A 26,684-nucleotide genomic window follows, 5' to 3' on the forward strand; every position below is an offset into this window, starting at 1 on the left:
ATCGTTCAATCGTCAATCGTCCAATCGTAAATTTATTAACCCTTTAAAATAAAAAACAAAATGAGAAAGAACATTGTTGCAGGAAACTGGAAAATGAACAAAACCCTTCAAGAGGGTATCGCTTTGGCTAAAGAACTGAACGAAGCATTGGCTAACGAAAAGCCTAACTGTGATGTAATCATCTGTACTCCGTTTATCCACCTGGCTTCTGTTACTCCGTTGGTAGACGCTGCAAAGATCGGTGTAGGTGCTGAAAACTGTGCAGACAAAGCATCAGGTGCATATACAGGTGAAGTTTCAGCTGAAATGGTTGCTTCTACAGGTGCAAAATATGTAATTCTGGGACACTCTGAACGTCGTGCATACTACGGTGAAACAGTTGCTATCCTGGAAGAAAAAGTAAAATTGGCTTTGGCTAACGGCCTGACTCCGATTTTCTGTATCGGTGAAGTGTTGGAAGAACGCGAAGCTAACAAGCAGAACGAAGTGGTAGCTGCACAGATGGAATCTGTATTCTCTCTGTCTGCTGAAGACTTCTCTAAGATTGTATTGGCTTACGAACCGGTTTGGGCTATCGGTACAGGTAAAACTGCTTCTCCTGAACAAGCACAGGAAATCCATGCTTTCATCCGTTCTATCGTAGCTGACAAGTATGGTAAAGAAATCGCAGACAATACTTCTATCCTTTACGGTGGTAGCTGTAAACCTTCTAACGCTAAAGAACTGTTCGCTAACCCGGACGTTGATGGTGGTTTGATTGGTGGTGCTGCTTTGAAAGTATCTGATTTCAAAGGTATCATTGATGCCTTCAACGCATAATTAAAACTTTTTCAGGCACGGATTTCACGGATTACACGGTGTTTTTGTCTATGAAATCTTAAAAACCGTGTAGTCCGCGTAATCCGTGCCTAAATACTGTTTATTAAATGAAGAAAATAGCCTTACTTACTTTGTTGCTGGCTTTGGCAAGTGTTGGCATACAAGCGCAAAGTATTATCAAGAGTCTGGAACGTAACATTCCGGGGCAAGGAAAGGTGACTATCCATCAAGACCCCCGCATTGAGGCTCTCATAGGTATGGAACGTCCTGCAACAGGTGAACAGAAAGTAATAAAGACTTCCGGGTTCAGAATTCAGGCGTATGCCGGTAACAATACTCGTCAGGCGAAGAATGATGCTTATCATGTGGCATCACGTGTGAAAGAGTATTTTCCTGAATTGACGGTATATACTTCGTTCAATCCACCTCGTTGGCTTTGTCGTGTAGGTGATTTCCGTAGCATTGAAGAAGCGGACGCAATGATGCGTCGGTTGAAAGCTACCGGTGTGTTCAAAGAGGTTTCTATTGTAAGAGACCAGATCAATATCCCTTTATAATTGTATCATGTTAGAAAAAGAAGAAATTGTTTCTCCGAATCTGGAGGAGTTGAAGAGTCATTATCGTAGTATTATAACTTTGTTGGGTGAAGATGCCGAAAGGGAAGGGTTATTAAAAACTCCGGAACGGGTGGCTAAGGCAATGTTAAGCTTGACGAAAGGGTATCATATGGATCCTCATGAAGTGCTTCGTTCCGCTAAATTCCAGGAAGAATATAGTCAGATGGTGATTGTGAAAGATATCGATTTCTTCTCTCTTTGCGAACATCATATGTTGCCGTTCTACGGAAAGGCGCACGTGGCTTATATTCCTAACGGCTATATCACGGGGTTGAGTAAGATTGCCCGTGTAGTCGATATATTCTCTCATCGTCTGCAAGTGCAGGAACGCATGACACTGCAAATCAAAGAGTGCATTCAGGAAACCCTGAATCCACTGGGTGTAATGGTAGTGGTGGAAGCCAAACACATGTGCATGCAGATGCGTGGTGTAGAAAAACAAAATTCTATTACTACTACTTCTGACTTTACCGGAGCTTTCAATCAGGCAAAGACTCGTGAAGAGTTTATGAATCTGATTCAACACGGAACTTTATAGGAGAAAACCTCTAAAAAATGCGATTTTGTTCCAGCACCGGGGAACGTAGGCTTCGGCATCAATGAGGAGGGTGTGCGGCACCGGTGAAGGCATGGCTTCGCACCGATGAAGATTTATCGCAGAACAACCCGGTCTCCCAAGCGTTTTGCCATGATGCTTTGTACGGTTCTCAACTCATTATAGCGTTGCATAAGTGAGTCACATTTCTCATTATCATGGGCAAGAGCAGGATCTTGTAGGGCATAAAGCATGTGCTTTAATTCCTCTGTTACGATTGCATACTTGAAGTTAATCATTAACATCGGAACCAGTTCATAGAGCCGTTCTTCATCCGTCACGATCTTTTGGGACTTGGAGTGATATTTACTAAGCTGATAACGCACATTAATCAAGTCTACACTCAATTTACTGATTACCGGATCAGGATGTGCCAGGAAATAACGTTCGGCAATGAAGTTGGCATCGTGCATGTGTGCGGCAGCTTCCGATAACATTTGGCGGTGCAGCGGATTATGGAAGGCCAATTCATCCTCTTTCAGATCATTAACCACATATTCTATGACGGTTACCGGAATTTCATTTCCTTCTTCATCGGTCAGGTTACACATGATTTTCTCTCCATAACGAACTACCGCCTGTAATATCAGCCGTTCGAATTTGTAGAATTCCTGCCCTTCCTTTCCTTCCTGTGGAATAAAGGAAGCATAGCTGTCTTCCTGCAGAGCAGGAGGAACATCTGTATATCCGCCATCCACTTCAGGAGGCAACGGGATATCTCCATTAGGCATTGGAACATCTTCAGGAGGTGTGCTACCCTGTGACATCATAGCTGTTCTTTCAGCCATCCGGCGTTCCCGTTCCGTTTGCTCGGCTCGCTTTTCCGCTTGAGTTTCCCGCCTCTTGGCAACTTCCGATACAAGCAGTTTGTCTTCTACATGAAGTAGTTGGGCACATTCTTTGATATAGACATCTCTAACAATCGCTTCCGGAATGACAGAGATACTTTGCACCAGGTTGCCAATCAGTTCCGCACGCTTGATAGGGTCTTTTCCTGCATCCTCCAGCAATAAGTTCGTTTTGAAGCGGATAAAGTCCGTTTCATGTTCCGAGATGAAGGCTTGAAACTCCGTAGAGTTATGTTTACGGGCAAAAGAGTCCGGGTCGTCCCCATCGGGAAGAAGACAGACTTTGATATTCATCCCTTCTTCCAATAACATATCAATTCCTCGGATAGAAGCCTTGATACCTGCTGCGTCACCGTCATAAAGCACCGTCATATTGTTGGTGAACCGATGGATCATACGGATTTGGCCTGGCGTGAGGGCTGTTCCCGAAGAAGCAACCACATTCTCTATGCCGGATTGATGCATGGAGATCACATCCGTGTAACCTTCAACTAGAAAGCAGCGGTCTTGCTTTACAATAGCCTGTTTGGCGAAATATATACCGTATAATTCGTTGCTTTTGTGGTAAATTTCCGATTCGGGCGAATTGACGTATTTAACTTTAACCCCTTTCGTTGCACTGGCAAGTACACGTCCGCCAAAAGCCACCACTTTGCCGGAAAGCGTGTGGACAGGAAAGATAACACGTCCCCAAAAACGATCCCGTAACCGGTGGTCATCCGTTTCATAACAAAGTCCGGTCTTTACCAGATACTCTTTCTTATATCCTTTTTGGATTGCTTCTTTGGAAAATGCATCATGACTTTCGGTGCAGTAGCCTAACTGGAATTTCTCAATAATGTCATCGCGAAAGCCACGATTACGGAAATAGGCCATACCGATGCTACGGCCGTCTATATGATTCTTTAGTATATTCTGGAAATAATCGCGTGCAAAGTTGTTGACAATAAACAGACTTTCACGTTCGCTTTGCACAAACTTCTCCTCGTCACTTAATTCCCGTTCCTTGATTTCGATATTATATTTCTTGGCAAGGTACTTCAATGCTTCCGGATAAGACATCTGCTCGTGCTCCATAATGAAATGCACGGCATTTCCACCTTTTCCACAAGCAAAACACTTGCATAATCCTTTGGCGGGAGAGACATAAAAAGAAGGGGTTTTATCACTGTGGAACGGACACAAACCGACGTAATTGACACCACGTTTGCGCAGGGTGACAAAATCTGAAACGACATCTATAATTTGTGCCGCATCTAATATCCGGTCTATGGTAATTTGATCTATCATTCTTTCTCCTGTGAATCCGTTTTTGCGGATACAAAGGTACACATAAAAAAATCCCCTGCAAAGAACTTTTTTGCAGGGGATCGTTAAATCTTGGCACCAGTATTGATTATTTAATCTTTTCCCGAATCTTCGTCAGATACTTTTTCATACCTTCCGCATCCTTGTTTTCGATGATTTCGAGAAGGTTTTTCAACTCTGTCCGGATATTAGTCACTTGTCCCGGAGTGCGTGGGTTGAACAGAATTTCCTGAAGCAGGTAATCATCTTCGCTTAGCAGCCCTTTGGCGATTGCCATGTGCTTTTTGAACGTAGTTCCCGGGGCTTCCTGATGTTTCATTACGGCAGCAAATACGAAAGTCGATACGAACGGAATAGAAAGCGAGTAGGCTACTGTTTCGTCGTGCTCATCGAACGTATATTCGAAGATGTTCAAACGCAATGTCTGATAGAGGTCTTTGAAGAATATTTTTCCCAGATGGTCGCCTTCACTGATGATGATGGCATTTTCGCTGCTTAGATTGCTAAGACTTGCGAAAGTCGGGCCAAACATAGGGTGACTGGAAACGTAACGGAAACCACTCTCTTCGTAGAACTTCTTTAGTCCGGTTTTTACAGAGGCAATGTCACTAATGATGCAGTCTTTCGGTAGTACAGGCAGTATTTTGCGAAAGGCATCCAACGTGTACTTTACTGTAGCGGCATTAATAACCAATTCCGGCTCAAATTCCTTAATTTCCTCCAATGTGGTGAAACGATACGTGTTATAGACGAAACGCAACTGGTGTGGGTTGACGTCGAACACGGCCGTCTCGTGTTGAAAGCTCAAAATATCAGTAAAGAAGGAGCCCATTTTACCGGCTCCAAGGATTAATATTCTCATAATGTTTATTATTTAGTGAGAGTGTGTCAAAACGCAGATTAACACAAATGATTGCAGAAATAATTTTATAAGTCGTTGATTAATATATCAATATAATTGAAATAATCTGCGATAATTTGCGTTAATCTGCGTTTTATTATTCATTATGACACACCTTCACTCTAACTACTTATTAATAATTTCCATCTGTTGACGAACTGATTCTTCGTGGATGGCTTCGAAAATCTTCTTCATAAACTCGCTGTCCATACCGCATTGTTCGCCCTGCGCGCCACGTTTTTCCAGAATCTCATTGTAACGTCCGGCTTGAAGAACTGTGATTCCGTGCTCTTTTTTGTAAGTACCGATTTCACGTGCCACACGCATTCTTTTTGCTAATTCCTGAATGATATTGTCGTCACATTCGTCAATCTGTTTACGGAGCTGTGCCAGACTTTCGGTAGATTGTGTTTCCGTACGGATTACCAACAGATTGAGGATATAGTCGAGTACGTCCGGAGTAACCTGTTGAGAAGCATCGCTCCATGCGCAATCCGGGTTGCAGTGGCTTTCTATAATCAGACCGTCGAAATTCAAGTCCATAGCCTGTTGGCAAAGCGGTGCAACTAACTCACGTTTTCCACCGATATGGCTCGGATCACAGAAAATCGGAAGATTAGGGATGCGACGGCGCAGTTCGATAGGAATATGCCATTGGGGAAGATTCCGGTAGAGCTTTTTGTCATAACTGCTGAAACCGCGATGGATAGCACCCAGACGCTTCAATCCTGCGTTGTTGATGCGTTCCAGCGCTCCGATCCACAATTCGAGATCCGGATTCACCGGGTTCTTGACTAACACAGGGATATCAACACCTTTCAGTGCGTCAGCGATTTCCTGTACGGCGAAAGGATTGGCAGTGGTGCGTGCACCTACCCAAAGAATATCGATTCCCGCTTTCAGACATTCGTAAACGTGTTTGGCTGTTGCTACCTCCGTAGAAACATACATTCCAGTTTCTTTCTTCACCTCTTTCAACCAGGCAAGACCTTCTACACCGATACCTTCGAAACCTCCCGGTTTGGTACGCGGCTTCCAGATTCCGGCACGATATATTTTTTGTCCTTTAGCAGCCAGTTGTTTGGCTGTATCCATTACTTGTTCTTCCGTTTCTGCGCTACATGGGCCGGCAATGACAATTGGTCTTTTAGCCTCAATGCCCGGTAATAAAATTGATTCGAGTTCCATATTCTTATTTGTTTTTTATTCTTTTAATAACTTGTTTTTATTGAACTTATTCTGTCTCATCTTGCTGTCGTCCTCTCTTTGGAAGAGGTTAGATTCTTTTAATTCTTTCCAGTGCTTCCGCCAGCTTATTGTCCTTGCAACAAAGTGAGATACGAATATACCTTGCTCCGTTACTGCCGAAGATAAATCCCGGAGTGATAAACACTCTTGCTTCATGCAGCACCTTTTCTGTCAGTTCCTCTACATCCTTGCAGGAAGCAGGAATCTTCCCCCAGAGGAACATGCCTACTTGTTTCTCATCGTAGGTGCATCCCAATGCTTTCATGATCTCACCGGCAAGATGACGACGGTTGCGGTAATTCTTATTATTACCTTCATACCAGTCTGTTTCAGCCTCAAGGGCGGTAGCTGCAGCCAGTTGCATGGCACGGAACATACCGCTGTCGATATTGCTTTTCACCTTCAATATCCATTGTACGAATTCAGCATTCGATGCCAGCATACCAATACGCCAGCCCGGCATATTGTGGCTCTTACTCATAGAATTGAACTCGATGCAACAGTCTTTGGCTCCCGGTACACTTAGGATACTGATAGGCTTTTCGTTCAGAATGAAGCTGTATGGATTATCATTCACAATTACGATATTCTTGCGACGGGCAAAATCAACGAGACGTTCATAGATTTCCGGAGTTGCATTGGCTCCCGTCGGCATGTTGGGATAATTGGTCCACATCAGTTTTACGCGACTAAGATCCATTTTTTCCAGTGCCTCGAAGTCAGGCATCCAGCCATCCTCTTCTTTCAGGTCGTAGTTGATAACTTCCGCTCCGAGTATTTTACTCAAAGATGTATAGGTCGGGTATCCCGGATTCGGGACTAGCACCTGCTCACCCGGATTGACGAATGCCAGCGTAACATGGAGAATTCCTTCTTTCGAGCCGATTAAAGGCTGTATCTCCGTATTCGGATTCAGTTCCACTCCATACCAGCGTTGATACCAGGCAGCAAAGCCTTTGCGCAGTTCGGGGATACCTACATACGGTTGATAACCGTGTCCGTTGGGATCATGAGCATTGTTGCACAATGTTTCGATGGTTTCCCTTGAGGGAGGCATATCAGGACTTCCGATGCCGAGGCTGATAACATCCTTTCCCTCTGCATTCATCTGTGCTACCTCTTTTAGCTTCTTTGAGAAGTAGTATTCGCTAACACTTGCCAATCTGTCGGCAGGAGCGATTTTATACGTTTGACTTTCCTTCTGCATATTCGCCTAATAATTTAAGTTCTTTGGTTAATGGAGTGATTGCAGCAATAGACTGCTTGTATCTTAGATAATCGTTGAAAGCTACATCTACGTAAAACTGGTATTCCCATTCCCGTCCGATGATAGGCAACGATTGAATTTTGGTCAGATTGATATTATAGAACGATAGAATGGATAAAACCTGTGACAGGCTGCCTTCCGTGTGTGGAAGAGTGAATACGATACTTGCCTTGTTGGTTGCATTGGCATGATGTTGGCGGAGTTCGTCTACTTGCCAGGGATCGGCAACAACCAAAAAACGGGTGAAGTTGTGCTTGTTCGTTTCAATACCTTCCTGAAGGACTTTCATACCGTAACGTTCAGCTGCTGCTTTGGAGCAGATGGCAGCGTGTCCTTTCAGATTTTCATTCTTGATGATTTCTGCGCTGCGGGCCGTATCTTCACCTTCCACCACTTTCAACTGCGGATGTTGATTCAGAAATTCGCGACACTGCATCAGGGCGATAGGGTGGGAGTTGACTTCTGTCAGATCTTCCCAGTTCTCATCGGGGAGACAGACAAAGCTGTGCGAGATGCGCAGTTTGTATTCACCGATAATCTGTGTGCCGCTTTGTCTCAACAATTCATTGTTGTGCAACAAACTTCCCGCAATCGTATTCTCGATGGCTAGCATTCCGATAACCTGGCTGTCTTTCCGTATCGAAGTAAACACGTCTTCGAAGTTGGCACAACAGATTAACTCTATTTCTTCTCCCTCGAAGTACTTGTGTGCGGCGATATCATGATATGAGCCGAGTGTTCCTTGAATTGCTATCTTTTTCATTGTTCTAAATATATTATATAAAAAAATCCCGCGTCCATATTGGAGCGGGATTCATATGATTGATTTCTCTATTCAGTCCTTAAGCATCACTGTCACTTGATACATACAAACTCCCGCTCTACTTTGTTGCTAAAGTAAAAGTAAAAAAAGAAGTAATATGCATAAGTAAATGATTTCATTCGAATCTTTATTTTTTTGCTTTGGTTTTTAATTCTGGGGCAAAAGTAATAATTTTCTGTTAGATGCAAACAAAAAACGATACTTTTTTTGTTTTCTTGCTTAAAATACATGAAAAGGATACTTAAAAGATGCCGGGAAGTGCTTCAGGCTTTGGTCCCAGGTTCTTGAATTCCCCATTCAGGTTAGCTTCATCCTTCGGATTCAGTTCCAGAGATTTCTTCATGTCCTCTACAGAACCGTCCTTATCACCATTCAGTAATTTAGCACGTCCACGTTCTTTGTAGGCTTCTGCAAAGTTCGGATTCAGCTCGATGGCTTCATCAAACAGGCCGATGGCTTCCGTCAGTTTTTTCTGGTTGATATAAAGTTGCCCTAAATAAAGGTATGCCTGTTCGTTGAACGGGTTTATTTCCGTCACCAGTTTGTAATCTTCTTCTGCCTCTTCGTCCTTGCCGTCTGCTTCTTTTACTTTTCCGCGCAGGAGCATGGCGGTCTCTTCTTCCGGATTTTGAGCGAGCACAGCATCTATATCCTCCATCATTTCTTTATACTGTTTCAGGTTCATCAAAGCTTCCGCGCGTAACAGGCGAGCTTCAATGAAATCATCTTTCAAAGTGATTGCTTTGGTGAGATGGGCAATAGTCATCAGGTCGTCATCCTGTCCCTTGCGGGCCTTCCCTAACAGATAATGAGCCACGGCATTTCCTTCTTCGATGGCAATCGCTTTATTGGCAGCTTCCTCCATAGCCTGATAATCTTCCTGGATGAAGCATACATTGGCCAGTGTCAGGAAAGTACTTGTGACATCAGGTTCCATAGCAGCCATCTTTTCCAATAATTCGCGGGCCTTTGCCGTTTCCCCCATCTGGATATAGAGTTGGCTAAGATAGCCCATTGTTTCAAACTCTTCCTTGATGGCAAGAGCTTCAATAAAACATTTTACTGCATAATCCGGACGTCCCATGCGTTGCGCACGTAAACCGTCGTATTTGAAGATCTCGAAATTTTTCTGATCGTTTTTCTGTTTTTCACTTTCCGGAGTTTCCGACTTACCGGAGAAGAAAGATTTAAAAAAGTTCGGCATGGTGTGTTATTTTTGAGTTACCTTGCAAAGGTAGTAACTTATTTTGAAATATGTATCATTCCATCCTGCATCTTCCATTCGCCTTCCTCCAATAAATATTGGATGACTTCGCTGATGCTCTCTTTCTCCGCTTCTATCTTATCGGCTATTTCTACCGGTGTCAGCGGTTTCTGGGTAAGTAATTCTGATATTTTCTTTTTCAGTTCCTCGAAATCGAAAGAATTCTCGGTCAGGGCACCAGTTGCACGGTGACTAAGACAAACATCGCATTGTCCGCAGTTGTGCTCGTTCTTCTCTCCGAAGTAACGGAGCAGCATCCGGCTCCGGCACACATTCTCCGAAGTGACATACTCTTCCATCGCCTTGATGCGGGCTTCATACCGGGCTTTGCGTTCTTCGTAGACGGAAGGAGGAATATGCACAAAACGAAGTTCCTGCCGTTCGCGGGTGTATATAATATAAGGTGTCTTTTTGTGCGGAATGTAATCCACGATACGACGTTTGGTAAGCGTGACCAGTATATTATAAATTTGTTCGCGGGTCAGTCCGGTACGTATGGACAAGGTTGCTTCGCTGATATAGGCATAGTCGGTGAATACTCCGGTGTAAGAGCGGAGAATCGTCTGTATCAGTGCTTCGGCTTCCGTTCCCATTTCCCGCAATTTGTATAGTTCGTCCCGGCGAATCGTGAAAAGAATACGGGAGGCATTATCCTGTTCGTCCGTATATTCCAGATAACCGGCTTGAGTCAGTATTTTCAGTGCACTGTCCACCGGAACCGGGAAGTATTTGAACTTCCGGCAAAACTCTTCCAGATTAAATTCGCGGACACATTGGAAACCGTCGCCCATTGCCATCTGATAGTAATACTGCAGATGTTCGTAGACACTGAGAATATACTCTTTGTCGGGAAAAGTATCCACAACGCGCCTGTGCAGCGTCGTTCTGTCCGTTTTGGTGTATAAGATCACAGCATACGCTTTTTCACCGTCTCTTCCTGCACGACCGGCCTCCTGGAAGTAAGCTTCGAGAGAGTCGGGGAGATCGAGATGCAATACGATGCGCACGTCGGGTTTATCAATCCCCATTCCAAAGGCGTTTGTCGCTACCATTACACGAACTTCTCCGCTTTGCCAGCGTTTTTGCCGGAGGTCTTTTACGGCATTATCCAGTCCGGCGTGATAGAAGTCGGCGGTAATATCTTCGTTTACCAGTAACTCGGTGATTTCTTTGGTGCGTCGTCTGTTGCGGACATAGATAATGGCACTGCCGGGTATCTTTCGTAAGATATGCAACAGCTCTTGAGTTTTGTTATCCGTTTGCCGGACGATATATGCCAGGTTTTTCCGTTCGAAACTCATGCGGAAAACATTCTCTTCACGGAAATCCAAGCGAGCTTGAATATCCTTCACTACTTCCGGAGTGGCGGTCGCCGTAAGTGCCAGTACCGGAATTCCCGGTAGCAATGTCCGTATTTCGGCAATTTTCAGGTAAGCAGGACGGAAGTCATATCCCCATTGTGAGATACAGTGACTTTCGTCGACCGTAATCATGGAGACTTTCATAGATCGCAGTTTGGCACGGAATATGTCCGTGTCCAGACGTTCCGGAGAAATATAGAGGAATTTATAATTACCGAAGATGCAATTTTCAAGAGCAGTGAGAATCTCCTGCCGTGTCATGCCTGAATAGACGGCAAGCGCCTTGATGCCGCGTTTACGCAGGTTTTGCACCTGATCTTTCATCAGGGCGATGAGAGGAGTAATGACAATGCAAATCCCTTCCTGGGCGAGAGCAGGCACTTGAAAAGTGATGGACTTACCGCCTCCGGTCGGCATAAGTCCCAGTGTATCTTTGCCTTCGCCGATACTGGTGATGATCTCCTCCTGCAAGTCGCGGAAGGAGTCATATCCCCAATATTGTTTTAATATCTCCTGATACTTATTCAATCGGCTTTATATCCTCGATTTGAAGTTGTACTTCACCACGCTTGTGCGTGTTTTCTTCAATGGTGTAACAGATGTCGAACGAGCGTTTCGTTTTGATATAACGTACGTGTGAGCTCTGTCCGAACGCGATACCGTTCATTACATTATTCGATTTATTATCGACCAGTTCGAGTTTGATATGTTCCTGATCGCGTCCCACCACTTTACTTGTTCCGTAGTCATAGACATGGTGAGTGCAGAAAATAGGTTTCGTGTTATCAGGACCGAAAGGATTAAACTTTTTCAGGTCGTTGAAGAACTTTGACGAAATATCCCTGAAATCAATTTCAGCATCAATTTCGATCACAGCACTGGTTTGTTCCGGCAAGATATGCTGTGAAACGTATTCTTCGAACCGTTTGGTAAAGGCATTCACGTTTTCCACTTTCATCGACAGTCCGGCGGCGTATGTATGTCCCCCGAAGTTTTCCAGCAGGTCGCGGCAATGCTCGATTGCTTTATATACATCGAAGCCGGAAACTGAACGTGCGGAACCTGTTGCCATATCATCCGTCCGGGTCAGTACCACGGCAGGGCGGTAGTACACTTCTGTCAGACGGGAAGCTACGATGCCGATCACGCCTTTGTGCCATTCTTCGTTGTAGAGCACGATGGAGCGGCGATCCGCTAATCCTTCCAGATTGGCAACGATGTTGTTTGCCTCTTCCGTCATACTCTTGTCGAGGTCTTTCCGGGTTTCGTTGTACTGGTTGATTTGTCCGGCTTTCTCAAGTGCTACCGAGAAATCTTTTTCCGTCAGCAGGTCTACGGCTTCTTTTCCGTTTTGAATACGTCCTGATGCATTGATGCGCGGTCCGATTTTAAACACAATATCGCTGACGGTGATTTCCTTTTCAGAAAGTCCGCATACGTCGATAATAGCCTTCATACCAATGCTCGGGTTACTGTTCAGTTGCTTCAGACCGTGGTAGGCGAGGATACGGTTTTCACCCATAATCGGAACGATGTCCGATGCAATACTCACAGCTACAATATCCAGCAAAGGAATCAGGTGGTGGAACTCGATACCGTTACTGATAGCGAATGCCTGCATAAACTTGAAACCGACTCCACAACCGGAAAGGTGAGTGTACGGATACGTATTGTCCAGGCGTTTGGCATTCAGAATAGCTACGGCAGGCGGAAGCACATCATCCGGTACATGATGATCGCAGATGATGAAATCAATCCCTTTCTCTTTGGCATAAGTGATTTCTTCTACTGCTTTAATTCCACAATCGAGTACAATAATCAGTCCTACACCGGTTTCTGCGGCGTAGTCCACTCCTTTTTTAGAAATGCCATACCCTTCATTGTATCGGTCGGGTATGTAATAATCAAGGTTCGAATAGAACTGTTGAATAAACTTGTAGACCAATGCTACGGCAGTAGTACCGTCTACGTCATAATCTCCATAAATTAGAATACGTTCTTTCTTTCCCATCGCCCTGTTCAGACGTTCTACTGCAATATCCATATCCTTCATCAGGAACGGATCATGCAGGTCGGGCAATTGCGGGCGGAAAAACTTCTTGGCATCTGCTGCCTTCGTAATTCCCCGCTGCACCAAAAGTTGTCCAAGTATCGGGCTAACCCCTAATTCCTGGGCCAATGTCTGGCTTGTCTCTGCCTGTTCGGGTGTAATGGGTCGATAATTCCATTTGTGATTCATTTTATATATTGTTTTTTCTTTTTCTGTTCTCAAGGGTTGAAAAGGCACTTCTTTCCAACAAGGGGTAAAAGTACGAAAAAAAGCGGGAAGTGTATAGTAGATAAGACGAAAATATTTCAAGACCATAAAAAACGAAGACAGGAAAAACGCTACTATATTAAAAGTAAGAAGCTGCCAAAAGTTGGCTTAAGGGGCTACTGGTCATTCTGTATCGGAAGTCGTCGGAGGATATTGATTATCTGGATAGTAGAGAAGGGCCGATAGAGAAAATGGAGTGAGAGAGTGGAAAAGTACGGGAATCTTTGGATGAATGTTGATTATTGACTAGCTTTAGCGACTTAAATGATTCATTTCTCTGTCTATGATAAAAAGAAACTTGTTAATTGCTATCCTGATTTTATGCTCTATTGGAATAATAAAAGGGCAAACAGTATCGGATTCACTGGCAATTGTCTCTGCCCAATGGAAGGTGGAAAGTCCTCAAAAAGGACTCATTCATAAGTATGCTTCTATCCCTCGATTGTATCAGGGACCGCAGTCTGTTAGTCTGATAGAAGTTGATCCCGGCGCAGGTTTGAAAGTGGATATTGCCATTTCGGGTGAAATGAAGGAGACGAGTCGGATTGCTTCTGAACATCATGCCATTGCAGCCATTAATGGTTCCTACTTTGATATGAAGCGGGGAAATTCGGTTTGTTTTCTGAAAGTTGGTACCCAGGTCGTTGATACAACCACTTTGAGTGAATCTAAATGGCGTGTTACCGGAGCCATACATCTACATAAGGGAAAAATGAAGTTAATTCCCTGGAACAGGCAAATAGAAAAGGCGTATAAGGAAGAAACGGGTACAGTACTAGCCTCCGGTCCGTTAATGTTGAAAGACGGACAGGTTTGCGACTGGAGCTCCTGTAATGCGAATTTTATCCGAAACAAGCATCCTCGCAGTGCTGTTGCTACTACTAAGGATGGAAAAATACTGTTGATAACGGTAGACGGACGTTTTCCTGAACAAGCAGGAGGAGTGAATATCCCGGAATTGGCACATCTGATTCGGGTTTTAGGAGGTGAGGATGCATTAAATTTGGATGGAGGTGGATCTACTACTCTTTGGTTGTACGGTGCATCGGATAATGGAGTCGTTAATTATCCTTGTGACAATGGGCGGTTTGACCATGCCGGAGAACGGAAAGTTCCTAATATTCTTTATATAACGCATCAATAACGTTTCCATTATTCTTCATTGTATTTAAGGTCTTTCAGTGCATAGATTAAGACTTTTCAGTGCAGAAACTAGTGACTTTTTGTGCAGTCGGGTAGTCGTCCCGTTATAACGGGACAATGGGCACTTTGTAAAAAGACGAATGTCACCTTATAAGGTGACATTTATCATTCTATAAGGTGACTAGCTATCTCCAAAAGGATGAAAATTACTAAAGATACAAAATTAATTAGTGAAAAGCAATAGTAGGGCAAGAAATTTATCTGTATTGCAAACAGACTTAGAATTCAAATCCGAATCTAATACCTACTCCATATAACCTCATACTTGTATTTTTATTGTTTATAGTTTCTTGAGTGCGCTATAGATAGAGCCTGCCCAATAGTTGCGCAATCCGAAACCACGTGCCTTGCCGTCGGTGATCCATTCTTCAATGATTTCCTTTGTTTCGGTATTGAAGAATACGACTTCATACGTACCTCTATTGTTTGATTTGTCCAGGAACTGTGCGATAAACACCATACCTACTCCGGGTGTTTTCTGGATAGGCAATGCGTTGATGGCTGCTTTGATTTGCTCTTTACTAAGAGTATATTCTCTTTTAGCAGTCATTAGCTCGGACAGATCGATGTTTTCGTTCACCTGATTAACTGCATCCAGTGAAATCTCTGTCACCTCTTTTTTTAATTGTTTTCCTATGTTATACTTCTTAGCTTCTGTGATGAACAGCTCATTGATGCGTCTGAAAGCATCTTTGAATTGTACCGGTGATTCATCTGCACCGAAAATCTTCACTTGGGAGTAGTCTACCCCATAGAACTTAATAGACTGAATGTCTTTCAATGCACTCTTGCCTTGTCCGAAACAGAACAGACTCGTGCTCAAGAATAAGAATAGAATAAGTTTTTTCATATACGTTAATGTTAAAGTGATATAGTTGGTTACTAACTTCCAAAAGTAGAAAATAATTATCGTAAATCAATGAATTTTATCGTTTTTCGACTCATTGGAGGCATTTGTATCTTGGCAATGTACTCTGCCGATTCAAAATTGATGCTTGGCGCCACTCTGACTTTCGAACGGAACAGATCTTTAATCTCTTTGGCAAAGGCTTCGCTACGGTTCTCGCTTCCGATACGAATCAGAATCTCATCCGTTCCCAATTCATTGGTATAAACTTCAATGATATAGTTTTTTACCGAAGGTATATTATCCAGAATGTCGAATAATGCAGGCGGATATAACGTTGTTCCTTTGTATTTAATCATTTGTCCTTTCCGGCCGAGGATGGAGCTTAGGCGGATGGTATTTCTCCCGCAACCACAGGGTTCGGTGTGGTGGTAGCAAATATCGCCTGTTTTGAAACGGAGCAACGGCATACCTTTGACTCCGAGCGTCGTGATCGTTACTTCCCCTGCTTCTCCCTCTTCCACAGGACGATTATTATCATCCAGAAACTCTACAATGATAAGTTCCGGTTGCAAATGTCCTCCGTGGAATTCATTACACTCGGTAAAGGACGACTGCATTTCGGTGGAGGCATAAGTGGAATACAACTGCAAGGCAGGCCATTTATCGTGTATCTTCTGTCCGAGCGTATTCAACTGGAATTCCTGATTGCGCAATGCTTCTCCGATACAGATGCACTTCTGCATGGAACAGGTATTATGGTCGATATGATTCTTCTCGGCAAACTCTATCAGTTTGATAAGGAAAGAGGGGACCACCATTCCACAAGTCGGATGTATCCGTCGAATCGTGTCCCATTGCAGTTCCGGGATGCCGTTGCCTACACGGATCACTCCCATACCCAGTTCGCGGGCTCCCATATAATAAGCCAAGCCTGCCATGAAACGGCGGTCGATGGTAGTCATCAATTGAAGAATATCCTGCTTGGTGCATCCGGTGGTGGTGAAAGATAGGTATTCGTTGTAAGAGAGACGGTCCAGGTCTTCAGAGGTGAGAACGAAAGTGACCGGATCTCCCAATGTGCCCGAAGTCGTCACATAGTCGATAATTTCCTCTTTGTCTACGCAGATGAAATCATCGTTATGGAGTTGCAAGTCCGTCTTGGTAGTGACGGGGATCTGTTGCAAGTCTTCAATCGTCTTTATTTGATTGATATCAATGTGATGTTCGGCAAACATCTGTTGATAGAACTTGGAATGTGCTTGCAGGTAGGCTAACGCTTTGGCTAACTGTTCTTCCTGATAGCTTTTGATATCTTCCGGTGAGCGGAACTGAATTTCAGGATTCTTTTCCATCTTTGGATTGTTTTTGAATTTTTTGCTGGATACGTTCTTTCTCTTGCAACTTGGGAATAGGTCTCTTCAATGCCTGTTGCCAGTATGCAATAGCTTGGTGAGGTTGTTGCATGGCCTCGTAGTAATCTCCTATTACTTCATATACATAGTATAAGGAAGGATTGGAGGCTTGGTATGTTTTTAAAACAGATTCCTCTATCTTTTCCTTTTTTCTGATTTTCTTCAATAAAAGCGGAGTCAGTTTCTTATAAGTGAGAAGATGCTGGAACTCCGGTGTGTCGATGAATTTATCTGCCGGAATAGTTAATTCCGGGATGAATATTTCTTGTTTCAGCAGGATGTAGTCTTTGAATACCTTGTTCAAGTCGTAAGCTACATACTTTCCACATTGCCAAGGAGAGGTGGAAACCCACATCAACCGCTTTTCCGGTTGGAAGATAACGGAGTGATGGGCTATAAACTGGTTGACAGCCATTTCGTTGGCCAGTCCCAAATCGATATCTTGCAGACCTTTGCGATTGCGCAGGATAGAGGCGGCTGCCTTGGTGTCCAGAGGCTGATTCTCGTTGATGAGTTCCTCCAATCGGGCAAAACGATAAGGGCTGTCGGAAGTACGGATATTCTCGAGATTCCGTTCGTCCTCGCTGAATGCTTCCGATTGATAGTGATTGGTGCAGATGAGGCGGTCGGGCTCTTTACCGGTGAAAAGTACGGTCTTCTCGGGCGATTTCTCGATAATGGCGGCTTTTCCGTCTTTGGCAGAACCTATCAATATAGATTCGGAGACGAATGTTTTCCGCTTTTCGGCGATGGCAAAGGCTTCTTCAATCGTTGATGCGTATTGCAGGATTTCTCTGGTCAGGATGGAAATAGGGGTGGCGGAGCCTGTGGGGACAGCGGATTTTGCTGCATTAATCGTGACGGTGAGCCCTGCTTCATTCATACCGGACAGTACACCTATCATGCCGGGCCATCCGACGGAAGCAAACTTATAGCCCTTCTCCGGTGCATAGAAAGCAACTTGCTTGTTTTCTGCAAAAGCATCTCCTACGTAGAAATCAAAATTACGTCCGATGAGCAGGGATGAATCTGCACTTTGTGTTCCCCAAACAGCGAATGAACTGCATCCCACTAACATATAATCTTGCATGGCATGTCCCAGATCATGTGCCGAATGATAATTTAATTGGCGTTCGTAAGGAGTGCCGATAAAATCGTATTCATGGGTACACGATTGCGATATTCCATAAATCTCTTCTCGATATTCTTCAGGGACATTCGCACCCAGATTACGGTTGAATAGTACAATGAAGAACCGCAGAAATTTCAGATAACTGTCCGAAGGAATAATTTCGCGAATCTGGTCGATAAATACTTTCTCCTGATGATGGAGCAGATCGGCAGACAGTTTGCCGATGGCATCCCCCCTTTCAAGAGCATCCCCTCTAACGAACAATTCCCACAGCCCGCTTTCGCTGTGACGCAGGAAGTTGTCGGCATAAAACCGGAGGTCAAGAGTGTCGTTGTAGATAACCTCTGCCGGAGCCATGATGATAGTGTCTGCATAAGGCATTTCCCTCAAGGGTATCATGGGCTCATGCTTGGGTTGCATCATATCCGCAGAAAAGTAGAGGTAGCTGATGCCGACTATCAATCCGATGATGAGTAACAAGAAAATGTAACCTGCGTACTTGATTGTTTTTTTGACTATTCTATGCATTTCCTACTTTTTTAGCCAGATATTCTTGTCCTACAAACTCCGCACAAGTCAGCATGGCAGTTAGTGTTACCCCTAATGCACCATGCACATTCAGGTTTTGCCCGGTGAGAAAGAGATTTCCCAAGCGGCTTCTTGTAGATACGAAGCCAATTTGCGGGCATTTATAATCTTTGATAATCCCATACGCGGAACCATCCACTGTTCCTGTATAGTCCCGATAGCTTAATGGAGTAGTGGTATACATCTCTTCTATGTTTTCTGAAAGATCAATGCCATGTCCCCGGATGAAGCGGAGAATCTGCTCTGCTTTCTCCTTTTTGAAGGATTGGTAGTCTTCTCCCCGATGTTCGGGAGTCGTGTCCTTCCAGGCAGACAGTTCATCTATATACATCGGTGTCAGGATGGAAATGACACTGGCATATTGACTGTCCTCGGAAGACGCTTGCATGGAAATCATACAGTTGGTGGTCCGTCCCGGATAGAGCAGTTTATCATACCACACTTTATTGTTCGCATGCAGATACAGGTTGCGGTTCTGATAGGGAGTGCTTTTTTTCTTCATTACCAGGTAGAGCGTAAAGATGCCGTAGGTGTTTTCCAGCGAACGGATGCGGGAAATATAGGCATTCTTGATGCTACGGTTTTTATCCAGTATCTCCAATGTCCGTTGGGGATGCATATTGGAGATGACGAAGTCGCTTTCCAGTCGCTCTTCTCCGTTGATGATAACCCCCTGTACCTTTTCGTTTTCAACGATGATGCGGGTGGCTTCACTGTTATTGAGCACGGTCCCTCCGTTTGCCCGGATTACATTGATTAGCTCCAGACTGACTTGCATACTTCCGTCTACAAAACGGTAGGCCCCTTCAATATAAGAGTGGTTAATCATGGCATGCTGGTAGAAAGTGGAGACATCTTTCAAACCTCCGTAGAGTAAAGCTGAACCTGCCAGTACATTTCGTAAGGCGGGGTCCGGAGTGATATCCGCAATCAGGTGGGCGGCAGAGGTACAAAAGTATTTCATACCCTCTAAAGCGAGTGTGCCTTGTTTCAGATGGTCTACGCTAATCAGGTTTCCGACAGCCTGAAGCTGTTCGGCATAGCATTTCAAGTTTTCTTTCTCATGCGGGAAGGACCGGCAGATGGTTTCAATAAACTGCGGGTATCCCATTGCATAATCGTATGTTTTTCCTTTATAGTAGATCGTATCAAAAGCAGCATCGTCCAAGCGTTTAATTTTCAGCTTGTCCATGATACCGAAATAGCGGAAATACTGGTTCATCACTTGACCCTCATCCAGGCTTCCTACATAATGAATACCCGTATCCAACAAATGCCCTTTTCGTTGGTAAGTCTGGAAGCATCCACCGAATTGCGCATTTTTTTCTACTATGCATACGTTGAATCCCTCTTTGCTAAGAATCGCTCCGCATTCCAGTCCGCCAAGGCCACTGCCGATAATGATGATATCATATTTGCTCATACTAGTCCGGTTTTCTGAATATGTAAATAGTGTTCGATGTATATTTGTCATTAGGAATGATTTCGACATCCATTCCACAGGCGACTGCTATTTCCCGTAGTTGAGTTTCGGTGGTGAAGTGTAATTCTCCGACCGTCCGGTTAAAGTTGAAAATACGGGTGGATAGTAATTCCGTGAACCGGGTTAACCGGTGCTTGGAAGCGTTGGCTGAATTTCCGTCGCGTATGATAATCATTCCTTCTGAACGTAAGCGACCGGCACATTTCAACAATAGGGTTTGTTGATGTTCGTAGCTCATATAGTGAAGCATGTCGTTCAGGATAAAGACATCACTTTCCGGCAGGGGATATTCCAATGCATTGCCATGCTTGAACTGGAGATGCTCGTTGCGTAACCATCCGTGCTGCGCCAGCGCTATCTTGTCTTCATCGTAATCAATACCCAGGATTTCCCGGTCCTCGGAAAGCAGAGACAGCATATAGCATAACGGGCCGAAGCCGCAACCGATGTCTGTGATTTGCCCTTGGACGGGAATCAACCGGTTGAATAGCCGGTAATTCTTTTCCATCTTTACTTTGATACGGATATACCATTCTACGACGGGACCTTTATAGATATAGTTCTGGATAAGAGCTTCGTAGAACGCCGGATTGTCCGTCGTGTTCTGTTCACGGCAGATACGGGCATAAACCTCTTTCATGTAAGCGGATATGCGTTTGGTACGCTCCTGATAAGTACTTCCGAAAGACAGGTCGTCTAATGGTATACGGGGAAGTATTTCCGTATAGATGATTCCTTTCCGGATATTGAAAGGTTGTGCTTTGGCAATGATTTTGTTATTACCGTAAAGCAGGATCGGGAGAATATCCAGTTTCAATGCTTCTGCCAGATAGAATGCTCCTTTGTGGAAACGTTTCATCTTTCCGTTATAGGTACGTGTGCCTTCCGGGAAAATGGCGATGGAGTAGCCCTCCTTCACTTTTTTCCGCATCCGTTCCATATATTGCTCGTATCCTTCGCCTATATAATAGAAGTCGACATAACGAATGATGGCTCCGAAGAAAGGAGAGTGCCATACCCAATGATTGGTTACCATCAGGATTTTAGACGAAAGAGACAGCAATACCAGAATGTCGATGAATGACTGGTGGTTGGCAATGATAATTGCCGGATGCCGGAAGCGTTCGTTGGCTTTGTTGATATGTTCTTTTTTGACGGCGGTGGCCAGTAGCAAAATTCCTTTGCAGGTGATTTGTATCAGGCGGCACACCAAACGCTGCTTGCTGCTTTTGCGCACAGGCACCGGATAAAGCAGGATAATCAATATACGGAGGACGATGCAGCCGATAAAGAAAAGCAGGAAGAGCAACACGGTACGTATCAATCCGATAAGCGTATAAGGCGGCAATCCTTTGGAAGCAGGGCCTGCGATGAAGAATCGGAAAATGAGTGGCTGAATAGTATAGGCCACCAGTACCACTGCTATCATACCCAGAATGGAAATCAGTGAAATGGATTGCAAAGCCGGGTGTTTGGCAAACACAAGTGCTCCCATACCGACCACTGTGGTGAAGGCGGAGAAGAAGATGGCTGTTTTATGTGAATTCAACACCTTCTGACCTGTACGGTATTTGTTTTGTAGTCCGTCCATAATGAAGATACTGAAGTCATCTCCAATGCCAAAGATAAAGGTGGACAGGATGATGTTGATAATATTGAACTCAATTCCCAGAATTCCCATCAATCCCAAGATGATTACCCAGCTGATTAGCATCGGGAGAAAACTCATCAAGGTAAGTTCGATACGTCCGTAGGAGAACCATAGTGCAAAGAATATCAGGAAAGAAGAGATGTACAGAATCAGGTAAAAGTCGTCATTGATGGCCGATACCCATTTGTTGGCAAAGTAGGAACGGTCGAAGATGACTACATTCGGATCTTTATTAAAGTTCTGGTACACAGCTTCCTTATTCGGTTCGCTGATCCGTATCTGGCTGATAAGCATGGTGATGGAATCGGCAGAGGTTTGCCATTCATTCAATAGCTTGCCGGATAAATCGTCTCCTTGCGCGGTGTAATGATATTCACCGAAAGGTTGGTTCATCCATTGATAAAAAGAATCAAAGCTTCCCGGACGGAAACGATATTCGGCAGCAGCTGTTTCCAACTGTTCACGAACTTGCTGCTGCTTTTCATCCGTCCAGTAATCTTTCCATTTCTTCAGGCGTTTCTGCTGTTCTTGCGGAGAGATCAGAAACTGTGAGGCGGAGGCATACTCTTTGATGAGTCCCTGCTCTTTCAGTGCCGATAACTTCTGATTGGTCGTTGCATAAGTTTCGGTAGCCTGATTCATGTCTTTGCCCACACTGACAAAAAGCACGGTCTTTTCGTCAGTGTCGAAGAGTTGCAGGATTTTTTCTTCCGATTGTTGGAGATGGCGGGGCTCATAGTTGAGACTCATCATATCGTTGTTGAAGCCTACCTTTTGCGAAGTAAACAAACAGATCACTGTAATGAGTAGGATGCCGCCTACCAGCCATTTATTCTTTTCGTAAGAATAAGCGTTTATTTTCTCGATGATGCGTAGTATGCGTCCCTGTTTGACGTCTGCCTGTCCTTTCAGAAAATGAGGCAGGTAAATGAGGCAGAAGAGGGTAGTGCCCACCAATGCCAGAGAGGCAAACAAACCGAAGTCGCGTAACAGATCGGAACTGGTGAATATCAATCCCAGAAATGCGCCGATGGTGGTGAAACTACCTACCGTAAGCGGATAGGCTATCTCTTTAATAAGTTGTTGCACGGTGGAAACATGGTTCTGATGTGCCAGCATGTGAATGGAATAGCTTAGTGCAATACCCATCACTGCCGAACCGGCTCCCACTGCAATGGCGGAGATACTTCCTTTAATAAAGAAAATGAGAAACAGGGCGAATAATCCTCCGAACAGTACCGGAGTAATAATCAACGGTATCGATCTCTTTCGTTTAAAAACGAGTGAGATAAATACAATGATGATAAGCAGTGCCAGGGAGGAAGTCAGGATGGTATCTTTCTTAATCTGACGGGCGTTGTAGACTCCCACGGAGGGACCGCCGAAATATTCAGCTCGAATGGTAGGAGATGCTCCCTGTACGTGCTTGAGCTCTTCTTCGAGTATCTTTATCAGTTCGTCGTTCTTTCCGGTACTTCCTGTACTGAATACCGGGGTAATGAACATAAGTAAGGTGGAACCGTCTTTGGAGAAGATATGTTCGTCATAAATCTCGTAGTTGGCTTCCAACTGGAAATCTTGCAAATGTTTCAGGGCTTCACTTCCCAGTCCGAGCGGATCCCGGAGAATATAGCTTCTTAATGCAATTCCGGCAGGAGAGAGGAGGTTGGTATAATTCTTCTGCATGGTAGCTTGTATCCCTTTATCCGTCAGTAAGGAATCGAAGCGTTGATAGTCCGTATCTGTCAGGAAAAGCGGAAGATGTTCATAAACGAAGTCTGTGGCTCCTTGGATGAGGCTTTGGTCTACCTGTGCGAAAATTCCTTTAATCAGTTTTCCTCCGGCTTTTTCAGTCAGGGTTTGTTGTAGTTGTCCGGCTGCTTCTATCAGGGAGTCGGGTTCTACGCGGTGGCAGGTATCTGCCGAGGATAACATAATGATAATCTTATCCTTAATCTTGAGATTGTCGAATACTTTGATTGTGTTCCGGGAATCTTTAGTGTCGGGGAAAAATTGTGTGATGTTCTCTTCGAACCTTACTTGCAGGGCAAAGAATCCCATTAACAGGACACAACTGATGAGTGACAAATAGAACAGAATCTTGTGCCTCTCGAAATAATCATATAGTCCGATAAAAAACTGGGTCATATCTTTTTTTTCCTACACGCCGTGAGCAGAATGAACGCGATGGTTCCTGCCAGTATGCTGCATACGACTGCAAAGATAACACTTCCTATTAAATATTGCTCTATGACTGATTTTACATTTTCAAAAGAAAGTTCGTTTAAATGCAGATTGACAGGATCTCCCAGCATTTTGCAACCGGTTACGTAACTGCCGTACAGCAAAAATGGAATCATAGGAGGGATGCTGATATTGGCTGCTACAATAGCTATGACTTTATTCAGTCTGAACAAATGTGCCAGAAATAACGTGATTAGCATTTGATATCCCCATACCGGAACGATACCCATGAATACGCCGAGTGTGATGGCAGCCGTGATCCGCAGATTAGATTCGGGGGAGTGGGTGACATGACCCGAGAAAAACTGCTTGCAGTTCTTCCAGGTCAGTTTACGGAAGAAGTTTCGGGGGATGATCCAAAGGAAAGTGACGAGTACCAATATTGTATTCAGGATACTGATACGGGTGAAATCACGGAACGGTCGGAAATGAGAAACCCGCTCTTCCTGTGGCGGATAATAAACATGTACCGGAATGTTTTTAACGGTAATGCCGCCCCAGGCTGCAAAGACAAGTGCTTCCAACTCAAATTCGTATTTGGCGGTGTAATACCACTTGTCTACATTCATTCGTTGGATGGGGTACAGGCGGTAGCCGGATTGTGTATCTTGCAGTTTGATACCTGTTTCGAGGGTAAACCAGAAGTTGGAAAACTTATTGGCAAATGTATTCTTTCCCGGCATATTGTCCGAGGCGAGGTTACGGGCACCTACCAATAATGTGTCCGGTTCCTTTTCTATGGCTTCGATCAATGCGGGAATATCCGAAGCGAAATGCTGTCCGTCAGAATCAATGGTGATTGCATACCGAAATCCTTGCTTTTTGGCAAAGGATAGTCCATGTCTCAAAGCTACTCCTTTTCCTTGATTGACAGGGTGGGTGATGGTATGTAAGTTAGATTCCCGGCTAAGTATTCCGGCAGTTTCATCTGTAGAACCGTCGTTGACAACAAGGATATCGGGGGCGTAGAAACGTACACTTTCTATGACGTCCGCCAGTGTCTTTCCATTGTTGTAACTTGGGATGATAACGATGATCCCTAATTGGTTCAACTTCTCGTGCCAATAGGCTGTACTTATTTGTTCTTTCATGCTTTCGGGGTAAGTGCAGCTTTTAGTTTAATGAAACATTCGCTCTTTACGGTATGCCCTTCTGCACAGTTCTCTTCTATACTGCTGTCCTTTATACTGCTTTCTTTTACAATGTTCTCTTTCACAGCTCCTTCTTTTACACTCCCCTCCGCCTGCAATTGAAGTGTACCTTCTTCTATCTCTTTAAAAGTCAGTGCCACCGAAATGTGCGGTGTTTCTATAGGATTGATAGCCGAAAGAAACTTGCAGGAAGACACTTGTGCTATTTGCAACTTTTGCTGGCGAATGTCTTCTATACATTCCTTGATAAGTTGTAACAGACAAACTCCGGGAACTACCGGATGCCCGGGAAAATGTCCCTGGTAAATAGGGTGTTTGGGATTCAACTCTATCTGGATAGTCCAGATAGTTGAGTCCGATGATTCGGAGGAAAGGATGGTATAGAAGTTATCAAGTAGCATATATTAAATCTCTTTAGGTAGTTTATCCGGGTTGGACAGTTTATCCAGACAGATTATTAACCGTATCCACGGATGTTTGATTTTTACTTGTGTGGGGTCACCCGGAGTATTTCCGGTGATATAGAGCACTGACTTTCCAAAGCCTTTTCCACTGGTCCTTTTTTCAGTAGCACTGTCTTTGGTCGCTTTCACACGAATATCTTTCCCACTTAAGAACAGACGTCTGAAATCCATCTCCAGAAGTTTCAGCACCTTTTCCTTTTTCATGGGTTCAATGCAGCTGTTGACAGTAAACTGATCGTTGCGAAGAGAAAAATCGAAAAGGCTTAGTCCGAAGTAGGTAGACGCTACGATCCGGATTTCGTTATCAGGCATACGGCGTACTATTAGCATACCGCTCATGTGATGTTTCATGAAATCCAGTTGGATATTGTATTTTTGCGAGCTTTCTCCTTGTGTTAGTTCGATAGCGGGGGGCACGGTACTTCCTTCCCCGCTCATCCGTGGAGAGCAGGAAGTCTGGATCTGTATCCATAAGAATAGCAGAGCCGTCAGACTAACGAATCGCAAACTTCGTCTCATTTTTCAGGGAGTTGAACTTTTTATTATAGAATTCGTATTCTGTATAGTTTGTGGCTGTTTCGGACAGACGGAGTTTGTGTACCGACATATCTTTCTTGTCCAGATAGATTTCTATACCGGCAATATAGGCTTGTACCGCTTTGTTGGTCGGTTTTATTTTAACCAGATAGTATCGTGCGTCTTCAAAATACTCTAGCAGGTAGTTGGACGACATTTTAGACAGGTCGCCTATCATACATGCGGTCAGCATATCCTGCATCTGTGCCATCATTTTGTTCGAACTAAGGTTCATGATACTTTTCTTGCCATCCGAAACGATTTTGAGCTTACTGCCGTTTATCACGATGAGATAATCCATCGGGCGGAAATATTCCATGCAGATTTTATGGGTCTTCTGGTAGTAGAACTTCCCTTTGGAAGTAACTTTCTCATCGAATACATCGAGATATTTCACTTGGGTAAAATCGCTTTCGATGGACTCTACGGTTTGCGCCTCCTTTGCCAGGCGGCTTTCAAACTCTGTCTTTTGCGCCATCTTTTTCATGCTCTGGGCATGGATAGAGGCTATTGACAAGAAGAAAAGCGATAAATATATTAATAAAGTTCTCATACCTTTTTT

The 26,684-nt window shown here is 44.2% G+C and carries 21 protein-coding genes; 4 read left to right on the plus strand and 17 right to left on the minus strand.

Annotation, left to right across the window (positions count from 1 at the left end; translation table 11 throughout):
• Nucleotides 1-60: 60 nt before the first annotated feature.
• The 3 genes from tpiA to folE all read left to right on the plus strand — a co-directional run bounded on the left by tpiA (nucleotide 61) and on the right by folE (nucleotide 1,974).
• Nucleotides 61-819, plus strand: a complete 759-nt coding sequence (gene tpiA, locus NXX38_RS10965; protein WP_004307847.1) for a triose-phosphate isomerase — start codon at nucleotides 61-63, stop codon at nucleotides 817-819.
• Nucleotides 820-926: 107 nt separating this feature from the next.
• The gene (locus tag NXX38_RS10970; RefSeq protein ID WP_148366525.1) at nucleotides 927-1,376 is read left to right on the plus strand and encodes an SPOR domain-containing protein; all 450 of its coding nucleotides are present in this window, start codon (nucleotides 927-929) and stop codon (nucleotides 1,374-1,376) included.
• Between the two features lie 7 nt (nucleotides 1,377-1,383).
• Nucleotides 1,384-1,974, plus strand: a complete 591-nt coding sequence (gene folE, locus NXX38_RS10975; protein ID WP_004324710.1) for a GTP cyclohydrolase I FolE — start codon at nucleotides 1,384-1,386, stop codon at nucleotides 1,972-1,974.
• Between the two features lie 113 nt (nucleotides 1,975-2,087).
• Here the strand turns inward: folE and dnaG are convergent, their stop codons facing one another.
• From dnaG to recJ, 8 genes are all read right to left on the minus strand, one after another.
• Nucleotides 2,088-4,169 (minus strand): DNA primase, encoded by a 2,082-nt coding sequence (gene dnaG, locus NXX38_RS10980; protein ID WP_148366524.1) that lies wholly within the window; start codon nucleotides 4,167-4,169, stop codon nucleotides 2,088-2,090.
• A 106-nt stretch (nucleotides 4,170-4,275) separates the two neighbouring features.
• Nucleotides 4,276-5,049, minus strand: a complete 774-nt coding sequence (locus NXX38_RS10985; RefSeq protein WP_055167702.1) for a prephenate dehydrogenase/arogenate dehydrogenase family protein — start codon at nucleotides 5,047-5,049, stop codon at nucleotides 4,276-4,278.
• A 165-nt stretch (nucleotides 5,050-5,214) separates the two neighbouring features.
• Nucleotides 5,215-6,276, minus strand: coding sequence for a bifunctional 3-deoxy-7-phosphoheptulonate synthase/chorismate mutase type II (locus NXX38_RS10990; protein WP_074636687.1), 1,062 nt, complete (start codon nucleotides 6,274-6,276; stop codon nucleotides 5,215-5,217).
• Between the two features lie 88 nt (nucleotides 6,277-6,364).
• The gene (locus tag NXX38_RS10995; RefSeq protein WP_055167701.1) at nucleotides 6,365-7,543 is read right to left on the minus strand and encodes a pyridoxal phosphate-dependent aminotransferase; all 1,179 of its coding nucleotides are present in this window, start codon (nucleotides 7,541-7,543) and stop codon (nucleotides 6,365-6,367) included.
• Nucleotides 7,518-8,366, minus strand: a complete 849-nt coding sequence (locus NXX38_RS11000) for a prephenate dehydratase (protein WP_004297266.1) — start codon at nucleotides 8,364-8,366, stop codon at nucleotides 7,518-7,520. The genes NXX38_RS10995 and NXX38_RS11000 overlap by 26 nt, the downstream gene beginning before the upstream one ends.
• Nucleotides 8,367-8,667: 301 nt before the next feature.
• Nucleotides 8,668-9,630, minus strand: a complete 963-nt coding sequence (locus NXX38_RS11005; protein WP_148366522.1) for a lipopolysaccharide assembly protein LapB — start codon at nucleotides 9,628-9,630, stop codon at nucleotides 8,668-8,670.
• A gap of 38 nt (nucleotides 9,631-9,668) precedes the next feature.
• Complete coding sequence (locus NXX38_RS11010) at nucleotides 9,669-11,579, minus strand: ATP-dependent DNA helicase RecQ (RefSeq protein WP_195648619.1); 1,911 nt, start codon at nucleotides 11,577-11,579, stop codon at nucleotides 9,669-9,671.
• Complete coding sequence (gene recJ, locus NXX38_RS11015; RefSeq protein ID WP_258979449.1) at nucleotides 11,572-13,290, minus strand: single-stranded-DNA-specific exonuclease RecJ; 1,719 nt, start codon at nucleotides 13,288-13,290, stop codon at nucleotides 11,572-11,574. The genes NXX38_RS11010 and recJ overlap by 8 nt, the downstream gene beginning before the upstream one ends.
• 361 nt (nucleotides 13,291-13,651) lie before the next feature.
• On the opposite strand from recJ, the gene NXX38_RS11020 reads away from it, so the two are divergent.
• On the plus strand, nucleotides 13,652-14,512 hold the full coding sequence (locus tag NXX38_RS11020) for a phosphodiester glycosidase family protein (RefSeq protein ID WP_258979450.1): 861 nt from the start codon (nucleotides 13,652-13,654) through the stop codon (nucleotides 14,510-14,512).
• A 339-nt stretch (nucleotides 14,513-14,851) separates the two neighbouring features.
• Here NXX38_RS11020 and NXX38_RS11025 read toward each other — a convergent pair whose 3' ends face one another.
• The 9 genes from NXX38_RS11025 to NXX38_RS11065 are packed head-to-tail and all read right to left on the minus strand — an operon-like array spanning nucleotide 14,852 to nucleotide 26,675.
• Complete coding sequence (locus NXX38_RS11025; RefSeq protein ID WP_258979451.1) at nucleotides 14,852-15,421, minus strand: hypothetical protein; 570 nt, start codon at nucleotides 15,419-15,421, stop codon at nucleotides 14,852-14,854.
• Between the two features lie 56 nt (nucleotides 15,422-15,477).
• Nucleotides 15,478-16,773 (minus strand): phenylacetate--CoA ligase family protein, encoded by a 1,296-nt coding sequence (locus NXX38_RS11030; protein ID WP_004324722.1) that lies wholly within the window; start codon nucleotides 16,771-16,773, stop codon nucleotides 15,478-15,480.
• Nucleotides 16,757-18,493, minus strand: a complete 1,737-nt coding sequence (locus NXX38_RS11035; RefSeq protein WP_148366518.1) for a C45 family peptidase — start codon at nucleotides 18,491-18,493, stop codon at nucleotides 16,757-16,759. The genes NXX38_RS11030 and NXX38_RS11035 overlap by 17 nt, the downstream gene beginning before the upstream one ends.
• Nucleotides 18,486-19,976, minus strand: a complete 1,491-nt coding sequence (locus NXX38_RS11040) for an NAD(P)/FAD-dependent oxidoreductase (protein WP_258979452.1) — start codon at nucleotides 19,974-19,976, stop codon at nucleotides 18,486-18,488. The genes NXX38_RS11035 and NXX38_RS11040 overlap by 8 nt, the downstream gene beginning before the upstream one ends.
• 1 nt (nucleotide 19,977) lies before the next feature.
• Entirely contained in the window at nucleotides 19,978-23,835 is a 3,858-nt protein-coding gene (locus tag NXX38_RS11045) for a trifunctional MMPL family transporter/lysophospholipid acyltransferase/class I SAM-dependent methyltransferase (RefSeq protein WP_258979453.1), read from the minus strand.
• The gene (locus NXX38_RS11050) at nucleotides 23,832-25,022 is read right to left on the minus strand and encodes a DUF2062 domain-containing protein (protein WP_258979454.1); all 1,191 of its coding nucleotides are present in this window, start codon (nucleotides 25,020-25,022) and stop codon (nucleotides 23,832-23,834) included. Before NXX38_RS11050 ends, NXX38_RS11045 begins: the two co-directional genes overlap by 4 nt.
• Nucleotides 25,019-25,483, minus strand: coding sequence for a 3-hydroxylacyl-ACP dehydratase (locus tag NXX38_RS11055; RefSeq protein ID WP_148366514.1), 465 nt, complete (start codon nucleotides 25,481-25,483; stop codon nucleotides 25,019-25,021). Before NXX38_RS11055 ends, NXX38_RS11050 begins: the two co-directional genes overlap by 4 nt.
• Nucleotides 25,484-25,486: 3 nt before the next feature.
• Complete coding sequence (locus tag NXX38_RS11060; RefSeq protein WP_258979455.1) at nucleotides 25,487-26,065, minus strand: hypothetical protein; 579 nt, start codon at nucleotides 26,063-26,065, stop codon at nucleotides 25,487-25,489.
• Nucleotides 26,040-26,675 carry an outer membrane lipoprotein carrier protein LolA gene (locus NXX38_RS11065; RefSeq protein WP_004323602.1) on the minus strand — a complete coding sequence of 212 codons (636 nt, stop codon included), beginning with the start codon at nucleotides 26,673-26,675 and terminating at the stop codon, nucleotides 26,040-26,042. The genes NXX38_RS11060 and NXX38_RS11065 overlap by 26 nt, the downstream gene beginning before the upstream one ends.
• Nucleotides 26,676-26,684: the final 9 nt, after the last annotated feature.

The sequence above is a fragment of the Bacteroides sp. BFG-637 genome (genome assembly GCF_024793605.1).
Taxonomy (GTDB): domain Bacteria; phylum Bacteroidota; class Bacteroidia; order Bacteroidales; family Bacteroidaceae; genus Bacteroides; species Bacteroides vicugnae.

What these genes read in the sequence shown, in the direction of transcription:
- tpiA (WP_004307847.1), top strand. Translation starts at nt 61, where the DNA reads ATGAGAAAGAACATTGTTGCAGGAAACTGGAAAATGAACAAAACCCTT.
- NXX38_RS10970 (WP_148366525.1), top strand. Translation starts at nt 927, where the DNA reads ATGAAGAAAATAGCCTTACTTACTTTGTTGCTGGCTTTGGCAAGTGTT.
- folE (WP_004324710.1), top strand. Translation starts at nt 1,384, where the DNA reads ATGTTAGAAAAAGAAGAAATTGTTTCTCCGAATCTGGAGGAGTTGAAG.
- dnaG (WP_148366524.1), bottom strand. Translation starts at nt 4,169, where the DNA reads ATGATAGATCAAATTACCATAGACCGGATATTAGATGCGGCACAAATT.
- NXX38_RS10985 (WP_055167702.1), bottom strand. Translation starts at nt 5,049, where the DNA reads ATGAGAATATTAATCCTTGGAGCCGGTAAAATGGGCTCCTTCTTTACT.
- NXX38_RS10990 (WP_074636687.1), bottom strand. Translation starts at nt 6,276, where the DNA reads ATGGAACTCGAATCAATTTTATTACCGGGCATTGAGGCTAAAAGACCA.
- NXX38_RS10995 (WP_055167701.1), bottom strand. Translation starts at nt 7,543, where the DNA reads ATGCAGAAGGAAAGTCAAACGTATAAAATCGCTCCTGCCGACAGATTG.
- NXX38_RS11000 (WP_004297266.1), bottom strand. Translation starts at nt 8,366, where the DNA reads ATGAAAAAGATAGCAATTCAAGGAACACTCGGCTCATATCATGATATC.
- NXX38_RS11005 (WP_148366522.1), bottom strand. Translation starts at nt 9,630, where the DNA reads ATGCCGAACTTTTTTAAATCTTTCTTCTCCGGTAAGTCGGAAACTCCG.
- recJ (WP_258979449.1), bottom strand. Translation starts at nt 13,290, where the DNA reads ATGAATCACAAATGGAATTATCGACCCATTACACCCGAACAGGCAGAG.
- NXX38_RS11020 (WP_258979450.1), top strand. Translation starts at nt 13,652, where the DNA reads ATGATAAAAAGAAACTTGTTAATTGCTATCCTGATTTTATGCTCTATT.
- NXX38_RS11025 (WP_258979451.1), bottom strand. Translation starts at nt 15,421, where the DNA reads ATGAAAAAACTTATTCTATTCTTATTCTTGAGCACGAGTCTGTTCTGT.
- NXX38_RS11030 (WP_004324722.1), bottom strand. Translation starts at nt 16,773, where the DNA reads ATGGAAAAGAATCCTGAAATTCAGTTCCGCTCACCGGAAGATATCAAA.
- NXX38_RS11035 (WP_148366518.1), bottom strand. Translation starts at nt 18,493, where the DNA reads ATGCATAGAATAGTCAAAAAAACAATCAAGTACGCAGGTTACATTTTC.
- NXX38_RS11040 (WP_258979452.1), bottom strand. Translation starts at nt 19,976, where the DNA reads ATGAGCAAATATGATATCATCATTATCGGCAGTGGCCTTGGCGGACTG.
- NXX38_RS11045 (WP_258979453.1), bottom strand. Translation starts at nt 23,835, where the DNA reads ATGACCCAGTTTTTTATCGGACTATATGATTATTTCGAGAGGCACAAG.
- NXX38_RS11050 (WP_258979454.1), bottom strand. Translation starts at nt 25,022, where the DNA reads ATGAAAGAACAAATAAGTACAGCCTATTGGCACGAGAAGTTGAACCAA.
- NXX38_RS11055 (WP_148366514.1), bottom strand. Translation starts at nt 25,483, where the DNA reads ATGCTACTTGATAACTTCTATACCATCCTTTCCTCCGAATCATCGGAC.
- NXX38_RS11060 (WP_258979455.1), bottom strand. Translation starts at nt 26,065, where the DNA reads ATGAGACGAAGTTTGCGATTCGTTAGTCTGACGGCTCTGCTATTCTTA.
- NXX38_RS11065 (WP_004323602.1), bottom strand. Translation starts at nt 26,675, where the DNA reads ATGAGAACTTTATTAATATATTTATCGCTTTTCTTCTTGTCAATAGCC.